We start from the raw sequence: 15,854 nt of genomic DNA, 5'->3' as shown, positions 1-15,854 counted from the left end.
CTCCCCCTCGCGTGCTCCGCAGGTCCCGCGGCACCCTGTCCCGGCCGGGTCCATCCTGACCGATCAGATCACGCGGCGCAGAGGCGGGCAGGACACGGCGGGTCACAGTGCAGACTGTGCGGGTGCACGAGCTGCTGAGGGAGCTGAGCCGGGTGGTCCTCGTCGAACGCACGCTCGAGGACGTCCTCGGGGAGATCACCACGATCGCCGAGCGTGGGATCCCCGGTGCCGAGGCCGTGTCCATCACGCTCCTGCGCGCCGACAAGGCGTTCACCGCGGCCTACTCCGGGGAGATGGCGCTGGCCGCGGACGAGTTGCAGTACGAACAGGGCTACGGTCCCTGCATGGACGCCGGCCGCGGCGGTGTGGTCCTGCGGATCGACGACATGCACACCGAGGAGCGGTGGCCCGACTACGTCGCGCACGTGCGCGCGGAGACGCCTGTCCGCAGCTCCCTCTCGGTGCCGTTGCCCTACCAGGGCGCCACCATCGGAGCCCTGAACGTCTACTCCACGCAGCCGGCGGCGTTCGCCTCGGCGGAGTCGCTCGGCGCCGGGCTCGAGGCAGCCGAGGTGATCGCGGTGGCGGTGGCGAATGCCGACGCGCACTGGAAGCTGGGCGAGCAGGCCCGCAACATGCGGCTGGCCATGGACTCCCGCGCGGTGATCGAGCAGGCGAAGGGCGTGCTCATGGCGCAGCGCCACGTCGACGCCGAGCAGGCCTTCGAGATCCTCCGCGAGGCCTCCCAGCGCTACAACCGGAAGCTCCGCGACATCGCGCTCGGCATCGTGGAGTCGACCCAGAACCGTTAGCCCGGGACCGGACGGTCCAGGGAGGCCAGCCGCGTCACCAGGAACTCCACCGCCGCGGCGCTGTCCACCGTCTCCGCGACGTCGACGGCGGTGGGCGCGGCCGACACGGCACGACGGTCGACCAGCGTCTGGCCGCGCCCCGGGCCCAGCCCGGTGTCCACGACCACGTCCCGCCGGACGGTCCCCAGCACCCCGGGGAGGATCGCCTCGGTGACGGCGAGGGCGTCGTGCACCACCACACCCGCCGTTCCGTAGCTCGTGCGCGCGTGGTCCAGGTACTGCCCCAGGATCGCGGCGGCCTGTGCCCCGATCGGCCCGGCCGCGGCGAAGCGCGCGATGCCTCCCTCGTCGAGCACGGTGGGCAGGGTGACGTCGAGGCCGACCATCACCGTCGGCAGCGTCGAGGAGAACACCGCCTGCGCGGCCTCGGCATCGGCCCAGACGTTGAACTCCGCCGCGGCGGTGACGTTGCCGCCGCGCCAGGCCGAACCGCCCATGACGACGAGCCGGCCGATCCGCGCCGCGGCGTCGGGGAACGTCCGCAGCAGCAGGGCCACGTTGGTCAGCGGCCCCACCGCGGCGACGGTGACCGGCTCGGGTGAGGCCAGGAGCAGCTCGGCGAGAGCCACGACGGCCGGCCGGGCGTCGGGCGGCGCGGGGGAGCGCGGCAGGTCCACACCGCCGAGGCCCGCTGCTCCGTGCACGTGCCCGGCACGCTCGGGCTGCGGGTGCACCAGCGACTCGCGCGCACCCGCGGCCACCGGGACGTCGGAGCGGCCGGCCAGGTGCAGGACGCGCAGCGCGTTCTCGGTGGTCCGGGCGAGCTCGACGTTGCCGTGGACGGTGGTGACCAGGCGCAGGTCGACCTCGGGGCTGGCCAGCGCGAGCAGGATCGCCAGGGCGTCGTCGATGCCGGGGTCGGTGTCGATCACGAGGGGGCGGGGCACGCGCCCATCCCAGCACGGGGTCCTCCGTCCGACACGCCGCCCGCGTCGGCGCAGCCTCGGGGTGACCGGAGCCCACGGCGACCATTTCCACGCTCGGAATGCACTTCTTGTCGACAAGTGGCCGCTGCGGAGAAAGGGTCACCGAGCGCCTCGGAAATGCTTCACAACGGTTGGGTCACGCGCCTTCCGCCGAATGTCGGAGAAGCGCGTCGGACGGCGTCGCGGTCCCTACCTTTCTCCTTGTCCGCAGCACCTTCCCCGGCTGCGGACCAGACATCACAGGAGGCGAGATGAGCAGCGACACGGTCCTCCCGACCGCCGCGGCGCGCGCGTCCGCCGACCTGTCCCGCCGCGACGGCGGGTTGACCCTGGCCGGCCTGATCGACGTCCTCGACCGGGCGGACGAGGCCCCCGCGATGTCCCGGCCGCGGCGTGCGGCCGCTGCCCGGCCGGGCGCGCGCAACGGCGCGGTCCGGACGGTCCCGCTCCGTTCCGTGCAGCCGGCACCCATGGCACGCCGGGCCCCGGCGTCCCTGGCACCGTCGGCGACGGCGGCCCCGGTCGTCCGCATCGCCCTCACCCCCGGCCGCGTCCAGGTCCTCGTCCGGCGGGCCGCCCTCTGGGGCGCCGGCCGCGAGGGCGAGTACCTCGCCTGGCGCTCCACCAGCCCGAGGCACCGGCCGGGGTCGGTGCTGCGGGGGTTCGTCCGCCGGGTGGCGCTCTGGGGTGCCGGCCCGCACGGCGAGTACCTCGCCTGGGGCGGGCCACGGTCGGCGCCGCCGCCCGGACGGTCGACGGCCCGGTGCTGCTGCGGGAGATGCCCAGCACCCCGACGATCCGCCCGGCGAGGGCGGCCGCGACGTCCCCGACGGCCGCGCCGCCCCGCCGCATCCGGCCGGCCCCCGTCGCCCGGCAGGTCGTCCCACCCGCACCTACGGTGGCCGAGTGTTCACCACCCGGCCCGAGCTCGCGGGAACGTTCGGGATGGTCGCCTCGACCCACTGGCTGGCCACAGCAGCGGGCATGGCCGTCCTCGAGTGCGGTGGGAACGCGTTCGACGCCGCCGTCGCCACCGGTTTCGCCCTCCAGGTCGTCGAGCCCCACCTCAACGGCCCCGGCGGCGAGGTCCCGATCCTCTTCGCGGCCGGAGACCGGAGCGGTGGAGGCACGGGCGGGCCCGTTCTCCTGTCCGGTCAGGGGATCGCCCCCGCCGGGGCGACGATCGAGGCCTTCGAGCACCTGGGCCTCGAACTCGTACCTGGCACCGGCCTCCTCGCCGCCACCGTCCCGGGCGCCGTCTGCGCCTGGCTGACGCTGCTGCGCGACCACGGCACCCAGCCGTTGGACGCCGTCCTCCGCTACGCCATCGAGTACGCCGAGACCGGTCACCCTCTCCTTCCCCGGGTGGCCGCGACCGTCGCCTCGGTCTCCGAGCACTTCCGCACCTCCTGGCCCACATCGGCCGCCACCTGGCTCACCTCCGACGGTGCTCTTCCCCGCACCGGCGAACTGTTCCGCAACTCGGTTCTCGCCTCGACCTACCGCCGACTGCTCGACGCAGCGCGCGGACCCTCCCGGGAGGCGCAGATCGACGCGGCACTGTCCGCCTGGTCGCAAGGATTCGTCGCCGAGGCGATCGACAGGTTCACCCGGTATCCGGTCCTGGACGACTCCGGTCGTCCGCACTCCGGATTTCTGACCGGGCAGGACCTGGCCGGCTGGACGCCGACGTACGAGCCGCCGGTCACGCTGGACCGGAAGGGGTGGACGCTCGCGAAGGCCGGGCCGTGGTCCCAGGGTCCGGCGCTGCTCCAGGCGCTGGCGATGCTGGACGACGTCCCACCGGCGGGAGCTGACCGGGTCCATGCGAGCGTCGAGGCGGTCAAGCTGGCCATGGCCGACCGCGAGGCCTGGTACGGGGACGTCGACGACGTCCCGCTGCACGAACTGCTCAGCGCTCCGTACGCCGCCCAGAGGCGGGCGCTCATCGGGGACACGGCCAGCAAAGCCCTGCGGCCGGGTTCCCCGGATGGGCGCCCGCCCCGGCTTCCCGCCCTGGCCGCCAGCGCGGACACCCGCAGGGCCCCCGCCGCCCCCGGCACCGGGGAGCCGACCGTCAGCCGCACCGGCACGACCCGCGGCGACACCTGCCACGTCGACGTGGGCGACCGCTGGGGCAACCTCGTCTCGGCCACGCCGTCCGGTGGCTGGCTGCAGAGCTCGCCGGTCATCCCCGAGCTCGGCTTCCCCCTCGGCACCCGCGCCCAGATGTTCTGGCTCGAGCGCGGCCTGCCGAACTCCCTCGCCCCCGGCAAGCGCCCGCGCACCACGCTCACGCCGTCTCTCGCCCTGCGCGGCGGGGAGGCCGTCCTGGCCTTCGGCACGCCCGGCGGTGACCAGCAGGAGCAGTGGCAGTTGTGCTTCTGGCTCGCCCACGCCGACGACGGCCTGGACCTGCAGGCCGCGATCGACGCGCCGGCCTGGCACACGACCAGCTTCCCGTCGTCCTTCCACCCCCGGGACATGAGCCCCGGCGAGGTCGTGGTCGAGTCGCGCGTCGGGGAGGACGTCGTCGCCGCGCTGCGGGCCCGCGGGCACGACGTGACGGTGTCCGGCCCGTGGACCCTCGGTCGGCTCTCGGCGGTCAGCCGCGACCCCGGGACCGGGATCCTGCGAGCGGCGGCCAACGCCCGCGGCATGTCGGGGTACGCGGCCGGGCGCTGAGTGGCGGACCGCTCCGTCACTCCCCGTGGACCCTCCGGTGCGGGCGGGCCATCTGCCATGTGAGACAAAGGGGGCCGGTCGAGGCGTGTGCCGAGCATGTCCGTGTGGAAGGAAGGTCCCGTGAGCGCCGCCCCGTCACCCGCCACGGTGCCCGACGGGCGGATGGCCGCGGTGCGGCGGCTGCAGTCCACCGCCCTGGGGTCGGAGAGCCTCCAGCGGCTCACCGGGATCGCGATGCGGCTGCTGCGGGCCGACGCCACGGTGGTGTGCCTCGTCGGTGACGTCACGACCGTGGCCGCCGCCACCGGCATGCCCGCGGGCACCCTGGGCGGCAGGTGCCGCTGACCGACTCGTTCAGCGCCACCGCGTTCGAGGCGCCGGACCCGCTCGTCGTACCCGACGCTGCCCGGGACCCGCGGTTCGCCGGCTTCTCCCACGTCCGCGAGGGCGTCATCGCGGCCTACCTCGGCGTTCCGCTGGTGGTCTTCGACGGGTCCCCCGTGGGCGTGCTCTTCGCCTCCAGCCGGGCCGCCCGGCCCTGGAGCGACAACGACGTGGCCCTGCTGCGGCAGCTCGGGGACGCGGTGGCCACGGAGCTGGAGCTGGCCGCGCTGGCCAAGGAGTTCGAGGCGCACCGGCTCCGCTTCGAGCTGGCCATCGACGCCGCGCAGATCGGCAGCTTCGACTGGGACCTCGGCACCGGTCGGCTGGTCTGGGACGACCGGCTCGTCTCGCTGTTCGGCTACGACCGGACCACGTTCGACGAGACCATCGAGGCGTTCCGGGCCCGCATCCACCCGTCGGACGCCGACCGCACGATGAGGGCGCTGCAGACGGCCGTCGACACGTGCGGCGAGTACGAGGCCGAGTTCCGCATCGTGCTGCCCACGGGCGAGACCCGCTGGATCGCCGGCCGGGGCCGGGCGCTGGCCGGCGACGACGGGGCCGCGGTCCGGCTGGTCGGCGCGGGGTTCGACACGACGAGCCGTCGGCAGGCCGACGCACGGGTCTCCCGCGTCCTCGAGGCCATGAGCGCCGCCTTCTTCTCCCTCGACCGGGAGTGGCGGTTCTCCTACGTCAACCGGGAGGCGGTGCAGCTCCTGCAGCTCCGCCGCGAGGACCTGCTCGGGAGCTCGATCTGGGAGCTGTTCCCCGCGGCCGTCGGCAGCGACTTCGAGGTGCAGTACCGGGGTGCCGTCGAGAGCGGCGAGGAGCGGGTGTTCGAGGCGTACTACCCCGCGCCGCTGAACGCCTGGTACGAGATCCGGGCCTCGCCGAGCCCCGACGGACTGTCGGTCTACTTCCTCGACATCACCGAGCGCCGGGCCGCCGACGAGCGGGCGCGCCGGGGGGCGGAGCGGCTCGCGGTCATCGCCGACGTCGCCTCCGCGGTGTCCGACGCCCTGGGGGAGACCCGCGGCGAGCAGGAGGCGGTGCAGCGGCTCACCAGGGCCGTCGTCCCGGTGCTCGGCGACTGGGTGATCGCCAGCCTGGTCGGTGAGGACGGGCAGCTCCACGACGTCGCCAGCTGGCACCGCGATCCGGAGCTGCGGGAGGCCGCGGCGCGCTACGCGCGGCTGCGGCTGGCTGCGCTGCAGTCGACGGCGCCCATCGTCGAGGCGCTGCGCTCGGGGCAGGCCATGGTCGTCGCCGACGTCCCCGCGGCGGTCGGCAACTCGCTGCCACCCGGAGAGGTCAGCGACGCGTTCCGGCAGCTGGCGCCCCGCACCGCCGTCGCGCTGTCACTGCAGGCGCGCGGGCGCACGGTGGGCGCGCTCAGCATCTACCGCGGGGCGGACCGTCCGATCGCCGACGCCGACGACATCGCCACGGCCCGCGAGGTCGCCGACCGCGTCGCACTGGCCCTGGACAACTCCCGGCTCTACGACCAGCAGCGACGGCTCGCCGAGGATCTGCAGCGCAGCCTGCTCACCGCGCCACCCGAGCCCGACCACGCAGAGATCGTCGTCCGGTATCGGCCGGCCATGCGTGCGGCCGAGGTGGGCGGCGACTGGTACGACGCCTTCCTCCAGCCGTCCGGCGCCACCATGGTCGTGATCGGTGACGTCGTCGGGCACGACACCGCGGCGGCCGCCGCCATGGGACAGCTGCGTGGCATGCTGCGCGGGATCGCCTACCGGGAGGGACCGGGGCCGGCCGCCGTCCTCACCGAGCTGGACGCGGCGATCCAGGGACTGGGCATGGGCACCATGGCCACCGCGGCCATCGCCCGGGTCGAGCAGACGCCGGAGGAGCGCGCGGCCGGGCTGACCCGGCTGCGGTGGTCCAACGCCGGTCACCCGCCACCGCTGCTGATGCACCGCGACGGGCGGATCGAGCCGCTGGCGGCGTCGCGGGCCGAGCTGATGCTCGGCGTCGATCCGACGGCGCACCGTACGGACTCCGTCGTCACGGTGGAGCGGGGGGCGACCCTGCTGCTGTACACCGACGGTCTGGTCGAAGGTCGGGACCTCCCGCTCGACGAGGGCATCGCGCGCCTGCGGTCGGCGCTCGCCGAGCTCGCGGGCGAACCGCTGTCGGTGCTCTGCGACGAGGTGATCGAGCGGTTGCGTCCTGCGGGACTCCAGGACGACATCGCCCTGGTGGCGATCCGCCTGCACCGGGAGGACCGCCCCCGCCCGGCGGAGGCGGGACCGCAGCAGGTGCCCGACCTCGTCGACCCCGCCGCGCCGGGGCACTGACCGCGCCTCTACCGGCGGGGCAGCAGCGCCCACACGTGCTTGGCGCCGTCCTGCACGTACCAGCCGTGCTGGGTGGACATCTCGGCGATGAGGTAGAGCCCGAGCCCGCCTTCGCTGGGGTCGCGCCCGACCGCGGGCGTCGGGGGTGCCGACGCGGCTGCGTCGGACACCTCGATCAGGAAGGCGTCGGGGGTCTGGCGGACCGTCGCCCGCACCCGTCCACCACCGTGCCGCAGCGCGTTGGACGCCATCTCGTCCAGGGCGAGGATCACCTGGTCGCGCGCGTCGGCGTCGGCCGACCGGTCGGCGCCGACCGCCGGGTGCTGCCGGACCTCGGCGCGCACACGGGGAGCTCGGTGATGCTCTCCAGCTGCCAGCTGAGGACCGGGGTCGCGGCCGGCGGCGCTGACGTCGGCCACGCCGACCCAGCCGCCTGCCCTGTCACGTCCTGGTCCCCTTGCACCGTCTGCGGCCGTCCTGCGTGCAGGCCGAACAACTGCGTATGGGCCGTGCGGCTGATCGCCAAACCTGATGCGACGCGTGTCACCCTCCCGGGCGTGCGCTGCCGAGCTCGGCGAGCCTGGTGACCGTGCGCCAGTTGCGGGCCGTGCCGGGGCGGCCGAGCAGGTCGTCCCACTTCCAGGAGGCCAGTTCGGTGCCCGCGATGCCGTCGGGCAGCCAGAGGTAGAGCTCCCGGCCACGAACCAGGAAATCCCCGGTGTCCGGCCTGGGGAGGGCGTCGACGCGGGCCGGGTCGGGCGCCTCCGGCAGGAAGGTGACCAGGTACCGCGCCGGATCGGTGGCCACCGTCGCGAACGGGTCGCCCGCGACCACGGCAGCGATCTGGTCGCCGGTCCGCACCACGACCGGGACGGCGAAGCCGAACTCCGCCTCGATCGCCGTCGAGAGATCCTCGGCGAGCTCGGCCTCTTCGAGCGGGCTGCGCAGGACGACGTTGCCGCTGCGCAGATGCGTCCGCACGTCCTCGTGGCCACGCTCGGTGAGCAGTTCCGTCAGACGCGGCATGGGAACCTGGCGCGCCTTGCCCAGGTTGATGCCGCGGAGCAGCGCCACGTACGTCGTCGCCGGCCTCGTCACAGGCATGGCGCGCACCGTAGCGCCCGGTCAGCCGCCGAACACCGGCGTCCAGGCGTCCGTCGCCAGGCTGACGGACACCGCGGCGGCGCACACGACCGCTGCGCCCACGACGAACGCGGCGTCCCGTGGGTGCAGCCGGGAGCCGCGGGCGTTGGTGCGCGGGATCCCGGAGTCGAAACCGCGTGCGTCCATGGCCGTGGCCAGCCGCGAACCGCGGCGCAGCGCGCCCACGAGCAGCGTGAAGGCCGTGCCGGCGAACAACCGCAGGTGTGCGACGGGGTTGCGGCCGGCCTCCACGCCGCGCGCGCGCCGCGCCAGCCGGATGGTCTGCCACTCGGCGGCCAGCAGCGGCACCAGCCGCAGGGCCGCGAGGGCGCCGTAGGCGAAACGTGCGGAGACCCGCCAGTGCAGGGTCAGGGCGTCGGCCAGCCGCACCGGATCGGTGGAGGCGACGAGCAGGATGCCGGGCAGCGCCAGGGCGAGCACCCGCACGGCCAGGGCGACTGCGGACAGCCAGCCGCCGTCCCCGAAGGCGACGTTGACCCACGCCACTCCCGCGGCGCCGAGCAGGAGCGGCCAGGCGCGGCTCCACAGCGCGCGCGGCGTGCCCAGACCGGCGGCCGGCAGGAGGCACACCTCGGCGGCCAGCACGAGCGAGGGCGTGACCAGGTCACCGCTGATCATCAGGACCGGCAGCAGGATCGCGATGGCGGCGAGCTGGGCCACCGGGTTGATCGACGACAGCGGCACCGGGCGGACCGGCCCGAGCGCGAGCGGCAGCGTCATGCCGGCACCGGATGCCCGACCTGCCGCAACTCCAGCACCTCGTCGGCCAGTGCCCCGACGACGGCGGCGTCGTGGGTGACCAGGACGAGCGCGCGGCCCTCGTCCTGCTGCTCCGCGAGCAGCGCCACGAGCTCGGCCCAGGTGTCGCGGTCCTGTCCGAAGGTCGGCTCGTCGAGCACCACCACACCCGGGCGCGTGGCCAGGGCGGTGGCGACCGACAGCCGGCGCTGCTGCCCACCGGACAGCGTGAAGGGATTGGCGTCGGCCAGGGCCGCGAGGCCCAGGCGCTCCAGCAGCTGGTCGGCCAGGTCGTGGGCAGCTGCGTCGCCGGAGCCCGCGCGCAGGGGCCCGAGCGCCAGCTCGTCGCGGACCCGGCCGGTCAGGAACTGGTGCTCCGGCTGCTGGAACACGCTGCCGATGCGGCGGACCAGCTCGTCGGCCCGCCACCGGTGCGGCGGCCGGTCCGGACGGCGCAGTCCCGAGGTCAGCGCAGCCGTCGCTCGTACGACGCCCGTCGTGGGCCCCCGCAGACCGGCGAGCAGCAACGCCAGCGTCGACTTGCCGGAGCCGTTCGGGCCGGTGACGGCGAGGGTGCGGCCGGCGGAGAGCGCCACGTCGATCGGCGGAAGGGCAGGGCCCTCTCCGCCGGGGTGCGTGAAGCCGGCCGCCTCGGCGCTGAGCAGCAGGTCTCCCGCGGGGTGGGTGCGCCGGGCGGGCATCCGGAGCGGCGGGGGCGTCCAGCCGGCGTCGTGCCGGCGCACCCCACCGTCCGGGAGCAGCTCGACGACCCGGTCCACGAGGGGCAGCCAGCCCTCGGCGTCGTGGTCGACGACGAGCAGCGTCGTGCTCCGGTCGGCGACGGCACGGGTGACCGCCGACCGGACCAGGGCCGCGCCCGGCGGGTCGAGCTGTGCGGTCGGCTCGTCGAGCAGCAGCAGCCCGGGGCGGCCGGCCAGCGCGCCGGCGAGGACGAGGCGCTGCTTCTGCCCGCCGGAGAGGGCCGCGGTGGCCCGGTCGCGGCCGTACGGGAACCCGACCGCGTCCAGCGCCCGGTCGACGGCCGGCCAGATCCGCTCGGGAGGGGTCCCGACGTTCTCGAGGCCGAACGCGACGTCGTCCCCGGCGCGGGTCATGACCAGCTGGGAGTCCGGGTCCTGGAACACGATCGCCGGCCGGCCGGTGACCCGCAGCTCGCCGGCCCGGTCGCCGGCCTCCGGTCCCAGCAGGCCGGCCAGGGCGTGGAGCAGGGTGGACTTGCCCGAGCCCGAGGCGCCGGTGAGCAGCACCCGCTCGCCGGCCTCGAGGACGAGGTCGACGTCCCGGACCGCCCAGGCCCGCCGGCTGGCGTGCCGGAAGCCCCAGCCGGTGAGGTGGACGGCGGCCGGTTCGGAGGTCGTGGTCAGACCCGGGTGCGGCCGGATCCGAACGACGCCAGCGCGCCGCTGGCATGCAGCGCCCGGCGGAGCGCCATGCCGCCGGCGCCGGCGACGACCGTCGTGCTCAGCACGACCAGGAGCACGTAGGCGCTCATCCATCCGGTGGACCAGTCCGCGTAGAAGTTGACCAGGTCGAGGACGGCGGCCGTGCCGCCGGTGAGCGCGGCAGCGAGGAGCGCCTGCGGCCACCCGAACCGCCGGTAGCCGAAGGCGGCGAAACCCGCTTCGCCGGCGAGGCCCTGCAGCAGCCCGTAGACGATGGTCAGCGTGCCCCAGGTCGAACCGAGGAGGGCCGAGACGACCGCCGCGATCAGCTCGGCGAACAGCGCGGCCCCCGGCTTGCGGACGATCAGCGGAGCCAGCACCGCGGGGATCAGCCAGACGCCGTACATGACCGCCTGGCCGGGCGGGAACGCGGTGAAGGGCGCGTCCAGGGCGGCCCACAGCAGCCCCCACGCCCAGAAGACGACGCCGAAGGCGACGCCGAGGACGGCGGTGACGACGATGTCGACGGTGCGCCAGCGACGGCCGGGCTGCGTGCCGGAACGGTCGGACGACGGACGGACGGCCTGCTCGGCCATGGTTTCCTCCAGACTCCCTGCGCCGGCATGACCCGGATCAGGTTCGAGGGTCTGCGGTGTCCCGCACTCTCAGCGCCGAAGCGCTCCCCTGCTGTGTGTTCGGTTGTGCCGCCGAGCGTAGCCCTGCCCACCCGGCTGGGCACGCCCGGTCCCCGGAATGCTTGAGAGTTCATGCAAGTTGGGTGAGGGTGAACGCACCAGCCCGTCGAAGGAGCCCGCCGTGCCCGTCCAGCGTCTCAACCACGCCGTCCTCTACGTCCGGGACGTCGAGCGCAGTTCCGCCTTCTACCGCGACGTGCTCGGTTTCCGGGTGACGATGGAGATCCCCGGTGCCGCGGTGTTCCTGCAGGCCGAGGGCTCCACGAACGACCACGACCTGGGGCTGTTCCAGATCGGTGCCGGCGCCGGCCCTTCCGAGGCCGGGCGGCGCACCGTCGGGCTCTACCACCTCGCGTGGGAGGTGGACACGCTCGCCGAGCTGTCCCGCATCCGCGACGCCCTGCTGCGCGCCGGTGCCCTGGTCGGCGAGTCCGACCACGCGACCACGAAGGCCCTGTACGCCCAGGACCCCGACGGTCTGGAGTTCGAGGTGTCCTGGCTGCTTCCGGCCCACCTGATCACCCCCGCGGTCACCGAGGGCGCGGCCATCACGGCGCCACTGGACCTGGCCCGGGAGATCGAGCGCTACGGGGCGGACACCCGCGGCGGCGTGGGCGTCTCGACCCCTGTCTGAGGGACCTCCCGCTCCATCGGTGCCAGTCAGCGACGTGCTGGGGGACTCCATGCGGTTCGCGTGGACCCGTCGTCGCCGGAGCCTTGCGGAGTCCGGCTGTCCGATGGTTGCCCTGCGTCGAGAGCCTGATACCGACGCACCTCGATCGCACGACGGCGGGTGAGCGCGAGCCGGTCGGGGCAAGGAGGGGTCATGACGCTGCCCGCCACCCGCCCGCTCGCGCTCGTCACCGGTGCCTCCAGCGGCATCGGCCGCGAGCTGGCCAAGCAGTTCGCCGACAACGGCTTCGACCTGATCGTGGCCGCCGAGGACGTCGAGCTCGACGACGCGGTCGAGGAGCTCCGCGGCATGGGGGCCACGGTCGCCCCGGTCAGCGTCGACCTCACCAGACCCGAGGACGTCGAACGGCTGGCCGCGGCGGTGCGCGGCGCCGGCCGTCCGCTCGATGCCGCCGCGCTGAACGCCGGCGTCGGGATCGGCGGCGCGTTCGCCGAGACCGATCTCGACCGCGAACTCGAGATCGTGGACCTGAACTGCCGGTCCATCGTGCACCTGGCCAAGCACGTCGTCCGGGACATGGTGGCGCGCGGCGAGGGACGGATCCTCATCACGTCGTCCATCGCCTCGCAGGCGCCGGAGCCGTTCCAGGCCGTGTACGCGGCGTCGAGGCCTTCGACCAGGCGTTCGCGCTCGGGATCCGGGAGGAGCTCGAGGACACCGGCGTGACGGTGACCGCGCTGCTGCCCGGCCCCACCGAGACCGAGTTCTTCGACCGCGGCGACCTCACCGACACCAAGCTGGGCGCCGACCCGAACAAGGACGACCCGGCGCTCGTCGCGCGCCAGGGGTTCGAGGGCCTCATGAAGGGGAGGCGTCGGTGTTCGCGGGCACGCTGAAGAGCAAGGTCATGGGCAAGCTCTCCGCCGTCCTCCCCGACTCGGTGGCCGGCAAGGCGCACAAGCCGATGACCGAGCCGGGTTCCGCGGAGAGCTGACGCCGGGCTCATCTACGAGGGCCACCTGCGCCGGTCGTACGGCTGCGCGACGGCGTGCGGCACGACGACCTGTCGTTGCTCACCCCCTTGACGGATCCCCCGCTGACATCTGAAATGTCAGTTGTGTCGGCACTGGGGCCCATCGACCGCGTGCTGCTCCGCGACGTCGCGCTGACCCGCATCCGCGAGGCGATCGTCGTCGGCGACCTGGCGCCCGGAGCGGTCGTCAAGGATGCCCAGCTGGCCACGCGGCTGGGCCTCTCCGTCGCTCCCGTCCGGGCAGCCCTGGCGCGCCTCGCCGACGAAGGGCTGGTCGAGGCGAAACCGCAGAGCCACACCCGCGTGACGCCGTTGGTGCCCGCCCAGGTGCGGGATGCGGCCGTCGTCGTCCGGGCCATGCACGAGGTCGCGGCCCGGGAGGCAGCGGCTCTGGTCGACGACGACGACCTCGCCGCCATGCGCCGCGCGAACGCCGATTTCGCGGCCGCGGTGGACGCCGGCGACCTGGAGGCCGCCCTGGCGGCGGACGACCGGCTGCACGGCGTGCTGCTCGCCCGGTGCGGCAACGCGGCCGTCCTCGCGACCGTCGAGCGGTACACCGCGACCATCCGCCGGCTGGAGCGCCAGCGCTTCGGCGCCCCCGGCCACCCGTCGGTCGAGCTGCACGACCGCCTCATCGCCGCGTGCGCGGCGCACGACGTCGACGGCGCCGTCGTCACCACCACCGAGATCTGGACGGCGCTGCTGTCCGAGCTGGAGGAGACCACCGATGGGACTGTCTGACTTCCCGCGCTACCCGCTGCTGTTCGGTCCCTCGCCGGTGCACCGGCTCGACCGGCTGACCGAGCACCTCGGCGGCGCCGCCGTCTGGGCCAAGCGCGAGGACGTGAACTCCGGCATCGCGTTCGGGGGCAACAAGACCCGCAAGCTCGAGTACCTCGTCGCCGAGGCGCTCGAGCAGGGCTGCGACACCCTGGTGTCGATCGGCGGCGTCCAGAGCAACCACACCCGGCAGGTGGCCGCCGTCGCCGCCCGCGTCGGGCTGAAGTGCGTGCTCGTGCAGGAGAGCTGGGTCGACTGGCCGGACGCCGTCTACGACAAGGTGGGCAACATCCTGATCAGCCGGGCTGGCCGGTGCCGACGTCCGGCTGGTCAGGGCCGGCTTCGGCATCGGGTTCAAGGAGAGCTGGGAGTCCGCCCTGCGGGAGATCGAAGAGCGGGGCGGCAAGCCCTACGCGATCCCGGCCGGCGCCTCCGACCACCCGCTCGGCGGCCACGGCTTCGCGAACTGGGCGCACGAGGTGGCCGCGCAGGAGGCCGAGCTCGGCGTCTTCTTCGACACGGTGGTGGTCTGCTCGGTCACCGGCTCGACCCAGGCCGGGATGGTGGCCGGCTTCGCCCAGCTGGAGGAGCAGGGTGCCCGCCCGCGCCGCGTGCTCGGCGTCGACGCCTCGGCCAAGCCGGCCGAGACCCGGGACCAGGTGCTGCGGATCGCGCGTCGCACGGCGAAGGCGATCGGCGTCCAGCGGGAGCTGACCCTCGACGACGTCGAGCTCGACGAGCGGTACCACGCGGGTGTCTACGGCATCCCCGACGAGGCCACCCTCGACGCGATGAAGCTCGCGGCCCGCACCGAGGGCATGGTCACCGACCCGGTCTACGAGGGGAAGTCGATGGCCGCCACGATCGACCTGGTGCAGCGGCACGAGATCGACCCGTCGTGCACCGTGCTCTACGCCCACCTCGGCGGGCAGCCGGCGCTCAACGGTTACAGCGCCCTCTTCTCCTGACTGCCGCGGCCACCGCGCAGCGTCGCCCGGGCACGGTCACCCAGGTCGCCGGCCTTGAGCAGCGCCCGGCTGACCCGCGTCGGGCCGCCGTTCCGCTCCAGCCGGCGACCCACCTTCCGCAGCACGCCGGTCGCGAACGGCACGACGACGGTCAGGATCAGCCACATGCGCAGCCGGCGGGTGAAGAAGAGCCACATGGCACCGACACTGCCCCGCCGGCGGGGCGGTCAGTCCTCGGCCAGCCGGACGAGCATCTTGCCGGTGTTGCCGCCGCGCAGGAGGTCGAGGAACGCCGGAACGGCGTCCTCGAGCCCGTTCCGCACGGTCTCGCGCACCACGAGCTGACCCGAGCGCAGCAGCAGCGACACCTTCTCGACGAACTCCTCCCGCAGGTCTGCGTGGTCGCCGACCAGGAACCCGCGCAGCGTGAGCCGGTTGGCCACCAGCAGCGAGAGGTTGCGGGGGCCGGCCGGCGGCGTGACGGCGTTGTACGTGGAGATCGAGCCGCAGATGGCCGCGCGTCCGTGCAGCCGCAGCGCCCCGACGGCCGCCTCGAGGTGCTCGCCACCCACGTTGTCGAAGAAGACGTCGATGCCCTGCGGAGCGGCGTCGCGCAGCGAATCGGCGACCGGCCCCTCGTGGTAGTCGAAGGCGGCGGTGAACCCGAGGTCCTCGGTCAGCCAGCGCACCTTCTCCGGCGTCCCGGCACTGCCGATGACCGCAGACGCGCCGTCCAGCAGGGCGAACTGCCCGACCAGGCTGCCGACCGCCCCGGCCGCGCCGGAGACGAAGACGGTCTCGCCCGGCTGGAAGCCGGCGATCCGGAACAGGCCTGCCCAGGCGGTGAGTCCCGGCATCCCGAGGACGCCCAGGTGGTAGCTGGGCGGGATGCCGGGCAGTTCCGGCAGGACCCGGACGTGCCGGGCGTCGAGGACGGCGACGTCCCGCCAGGCCGCGTCGGTGAGCACGAGCGACCCCTCCGGGACGCCGGCGGAGCGCGACTCGACCACCCGGCCGACGGCGCCGCCCTTCATCGTCTCGCCGACCTCCCAGGGCGCGGCGTAGGACTTCGCTGCCCGCATCCGGCCCCGCATGTACGGATCGACGGACATCACCAGCATCCGGACGACGACCTGTCCGTCGGCAGGGTCGGGACGGTCCTGCTCCACGAGGCGGAAGTCCTCGGGGGTCGGCTCGCCGTGCGGGCGGGCCGCGAGCTGCCATTCGCGCGTCGTGACGGTCACGGCCCCG

17 protein-coding genes, 1 pseudogene and 1 riboswitch are annotated in these 15,854 nt (G+C 74.3%); of the genes and pseudogenes, 10 read left to right on the top strand and 8 right to left on the bottom strand.

Annotated elements, in window-relative coordinates; all coding sequences use genetic code 11:
- The first annotated feature begins 122 nt into the window (after positions 1 to 122).
- Positions 123 to 812 carry a GAF and ANTAR domain-containing protein gene (locus tag MVA48_RS15905; RefSeq protein WP_246981666.1) on the top strand — a complete coding sequence of 230 codons (690 nt, stop codon included), beginning with the start codon at positions 123 to 125 and terminating at the stop codon, positions 810 to 812.
- On the opposite strand, the gene MVA48_RS15900 is transcribed toward MVA48_RS15905, so the two are convergent.
- Entirely contained in the window at positions 809 to 1,759 is a 951-nt protein-coding gene (locus tag MVA48_RS15900; RefSeq protein WP_246981665.1) for a nucleoside hydrolase, read from the bottom strand. The two genes, MVA48_RS15905 and MVA48_RS15900, sit on opposite strands and share 4 nt — an antisense overlap.
- 945 nt (positions 1,760 to 2,704) lie before the next feature.
- Here MVA48_RS15900 and MVA48_RS15895 point away from each other — a divergent pair.
- The 3 genes from MVA48_RS15895 to MVA48_RS15885 all read left to right on the top strand — a co-directional run bounded on the left by MVA48_RS15895 (position 2,705) and on the right by MVA48_RS15885 (position 7,185).
- Entirely contained in the window at positions 2,705 to 4,483 is a 1,779-nt protein-coding gene (locus tag MVA48_RS15895; protein ID WP_246981664.1) for a gamma-glutamyltransferase family protein, read from the top strand.
- A 120-nt stretch (positions 4,484 to 4,603) separates the two neighbouring features.
- Entirely contained in the window at positions 4,604 to 4,828 is a 225-nt protein-coding gene (locus MVA48_RS15890) for a hypothetical protein (protein WP_246981663.1), read from the top strand.
- The gene (locus tag MVA48_RS15885; protein ID WP_246981662.1) at positions 4,819 to 7,185 is read left to right on the top strand and encodes a SpoIIE family protein phosphatase; all 2,367 of its coding nucleotides are present in this window, start codon (positions 4,819 to 4,821) and stop codon (positions 7,183 to 7,185) included. The genes MVA48_RS15890 and MVA48_RS15885 overlap by 10 nt, the downstream gene beginning before the upstream one ends.
- A gap of 8 nt (positions 7,186 to 7,193) precedes the next feature.
- On the opposite strand, the gene MVA48_RS15880 is transcribed toward MVA48_RS15885, so the two are convergent.
- The 5 genes from MVA48_RS15880 to MVA48_RS15860 form a co-directional block, all read right to left on the bottom strand.
- Positions 7,194 to 7,529: an ATP-binding protein gene (locus MVA48_RS15880; RefSeq protein WP_246981661.1), complete on the bottom strand. Its 336-nt coding sequence runs from the start codon at positions 7,527 to 7,529 to the stop codon at positions 7,194 to 7,196.
- Between the two features lie 199 nt (positions 7,530 to 7,728).
- Positions 7,729 to 8,289: a DUF1697 domain-containing protein gene (locus MVA48_RS15875; RefSeq protein WP_246981660.1), complete on the bottom strand. Its 561-nt coding sequence runs from the start codon at positions 8,287 to 8,289 to the stop codon at positions 7,729 to 7,731.
- A gap of 21 nt (positions 8,290 to 8,310) precedes the next feature.
- Positions 8,311 to 9,069 (bottom strand): energy-coupling factor transporter transmembrane component T family protein, encoded by a 759-nt coding sequence (locus tag MVA48_RS15870; protein WP_246981659.1) that lies wholly within the window; start codon positions 9,067 to 9,069, stop codon positions 8,311 to 8,313.
- Positions 9,066 to 10,472, bottom strand: coding sequence for an ABC transporter ATP-binding protein (locus MVA48_RS15865; RefSeq protein WP_256461177.1), 1,407 nt, complete (start codon positions 10,470 to 10,472; stop codon positions 9,066 to 9,068). The genes MVA48_RS15870 and MVA48_RS15865 overlap by 4 nt, the downstream gene beginning before the upstream one ends.
- Positions 10,469 to 11,086, bottom strand: a complete 618-nt coding sequence (locus MVA48_RS15860) for an ECF transporter S component (RefSeq protein ID WP_246981657.1) — start codon at positions 11,084 to 11,086, stop codon at positions 10,469 to 10,471. Before MVA48_RS15860 ends, MVA48_RS15865 begins: the two co-directional genes overlap by 4 nt.
- Positions 11,083 to 11,186: riboswitch (TPP riboswitch) on the bottom strand. (Overlaps the previous gene by 4 nt.)
- 120 nt (positions 11,187 to 11,306) lie before the next feature.
- Between MVA48_RS15860 and MVA48_RS15855 the strand changes: the two genes are divergently transcribed.
- The 6 genes and pseudogenes from MVA48_RS15855 (at position 11,307) to MVA48_RS23560 (ending at position 14,603) form a co-directional block, all read left to right on the top strand.
- Positions 11,307 to 11,819 (top strand): VOC family protein, encoded by a 513-nt coding sequence (locus MVA48_RS15855; protein WP_246981656.1) that lies wholly within the window; start codon positions 11,307 to 11,309, stop codon positions 11,817 to 11,819.
- A gap of 192 nt (positions 11,820 to 12,011) precedes the next feature.
- Entirely contained in the window at positions 12,012 to 12,545 is a 534-nt protein-coding gene (locus tag MVA48_RS15850; protein ID WP_246981655.1) for an SDR family NAD(P)-dependent oxidoreductase, read from the top strand.
- Entirely contained in the window at positions 12,542 to 12,715 is a 174-nt protein-coding gene (locus tag MVA48_RS15845; protein WP_246981654.1) for a hypothetical protein, read from the top strand. Before MVA48_RS15850 ends, MVA48_RS15845 begins: the two co-directional genes overlap by 4 nt.
- 221 nt (positions 12,716 to 12,936) lie before the next feature.
- Positions 12,937 to 13,596 (top strand): GntR family transcriptional regulator, encoded by a 660-nt coding sequence (locus tag MVA48_RS15840; protein WP_371821154.1) that lies wholly within the window; start codon positions 12,937 to 12,939, stop codon positions 13,594 to 13,596.
- A pseudogene (locus tag MVA48_RS23785) lies at positions 13,583 to 13,828 on the top strand (pyridoxal-phosphate dependent enzyme); the annotation flags it as partial. The gene MVA48_RS15840 and the pseudogene MVA48_RS23785, both read left to right, overlap by 14 nt.
- Positions 13,829 to 13,940: 112 nt before the next feature.
- Positions 13,941 to 14,603, top strand: coding sequence for a pyridoxal-phosphate dependent enzyme (locus MVA48_RS23560; RefSeq protein WP_371821251.1), 663 nt, complete (start codon positions 13,941 to 13,943; stop codon positions 14,601 to 14,603).
- Here MVA48_RS23560 and MVA48_RS15830 read toward each other — a convergent pair.
- Positions 14,582 to 14,800, bottom strand: a complete 219-nt coding sequence (locus MVA48_RS15830; protein WP_246981653.1) for a hypothetical protein — start codon at positions 14,798 to 14,800, stop codon at positions 14,582 to 14,584. The genes MVA48_RS23560 and MVA48_RS15830 overlap by 22 nt on opposite strands.
- 30 nt (positions 14,801 to 14,830) lie before the next feature.
- Complete coding sequence (locus tag MVA48_RS15825; RefSeq protein WP_246981652.1) at positions 14,831 to 15,847, bottom strand: NADP-dependent oxidoreductase; 1,017 nt, start codon at positions 15,845 to 15,847, stop codon at positions 14,831 to 14,833.
- Positions 15,848 to 15,854 lie beyond the last annotated feature (7 nt).

It is taken from the genome of Blastococcus sp. PRF04-17 (assembly GCF_023016265.1).
Classification (GTDB): domain Bacteria; phylum Actinomycetota; class Actinomycetes; order Mycobacteriales; family Geodermatophilaceae; genus Blastococcus_B.
Note: the sequence above shows the minus strand (reverse complement) of the source record. Positions and strands in the feature narration are given on the sequence as shown.

Coding starts and splice junctions, on each gene's coding strand:
- MVA48_RS15875 (WP_246981660.1), bottom strand. CDS start 8,289: ATGCCTGTGACGAGGCCGGCGACGACGTACGTGGCGCTGCTCCGCGGC.
- MVA48_RS15870 (WP_246981659.1), bottom strand. CDS start 9,069: ATGACGCTGCCGCTCGCGCTCGGGCCGGTCCGCCCGGTGCCGCTGTCG.
- MVA48_RS15860 (WP_246981657.1), bottom strand. CDS start 11,086: ATGGCCGAGCAGGCCGTCCGTCCGTCGTCCGACCGTTCCGGCACGCAG.
- MVA48_RS15850 (WP_246981655.1), top strand. CDS start 12,012: ATGACGCTGCCCGCCACCCGCCCGCTCGCGCTCGTCACCGGTGCCTCC.
- MVA48_RS15830 (WP_246981653.1), bottom strand. CDS start 14,800: ATGTGGCTCTTCTTCACCCGCCGGCTGCGCATGTGGCTGATCCTGACC.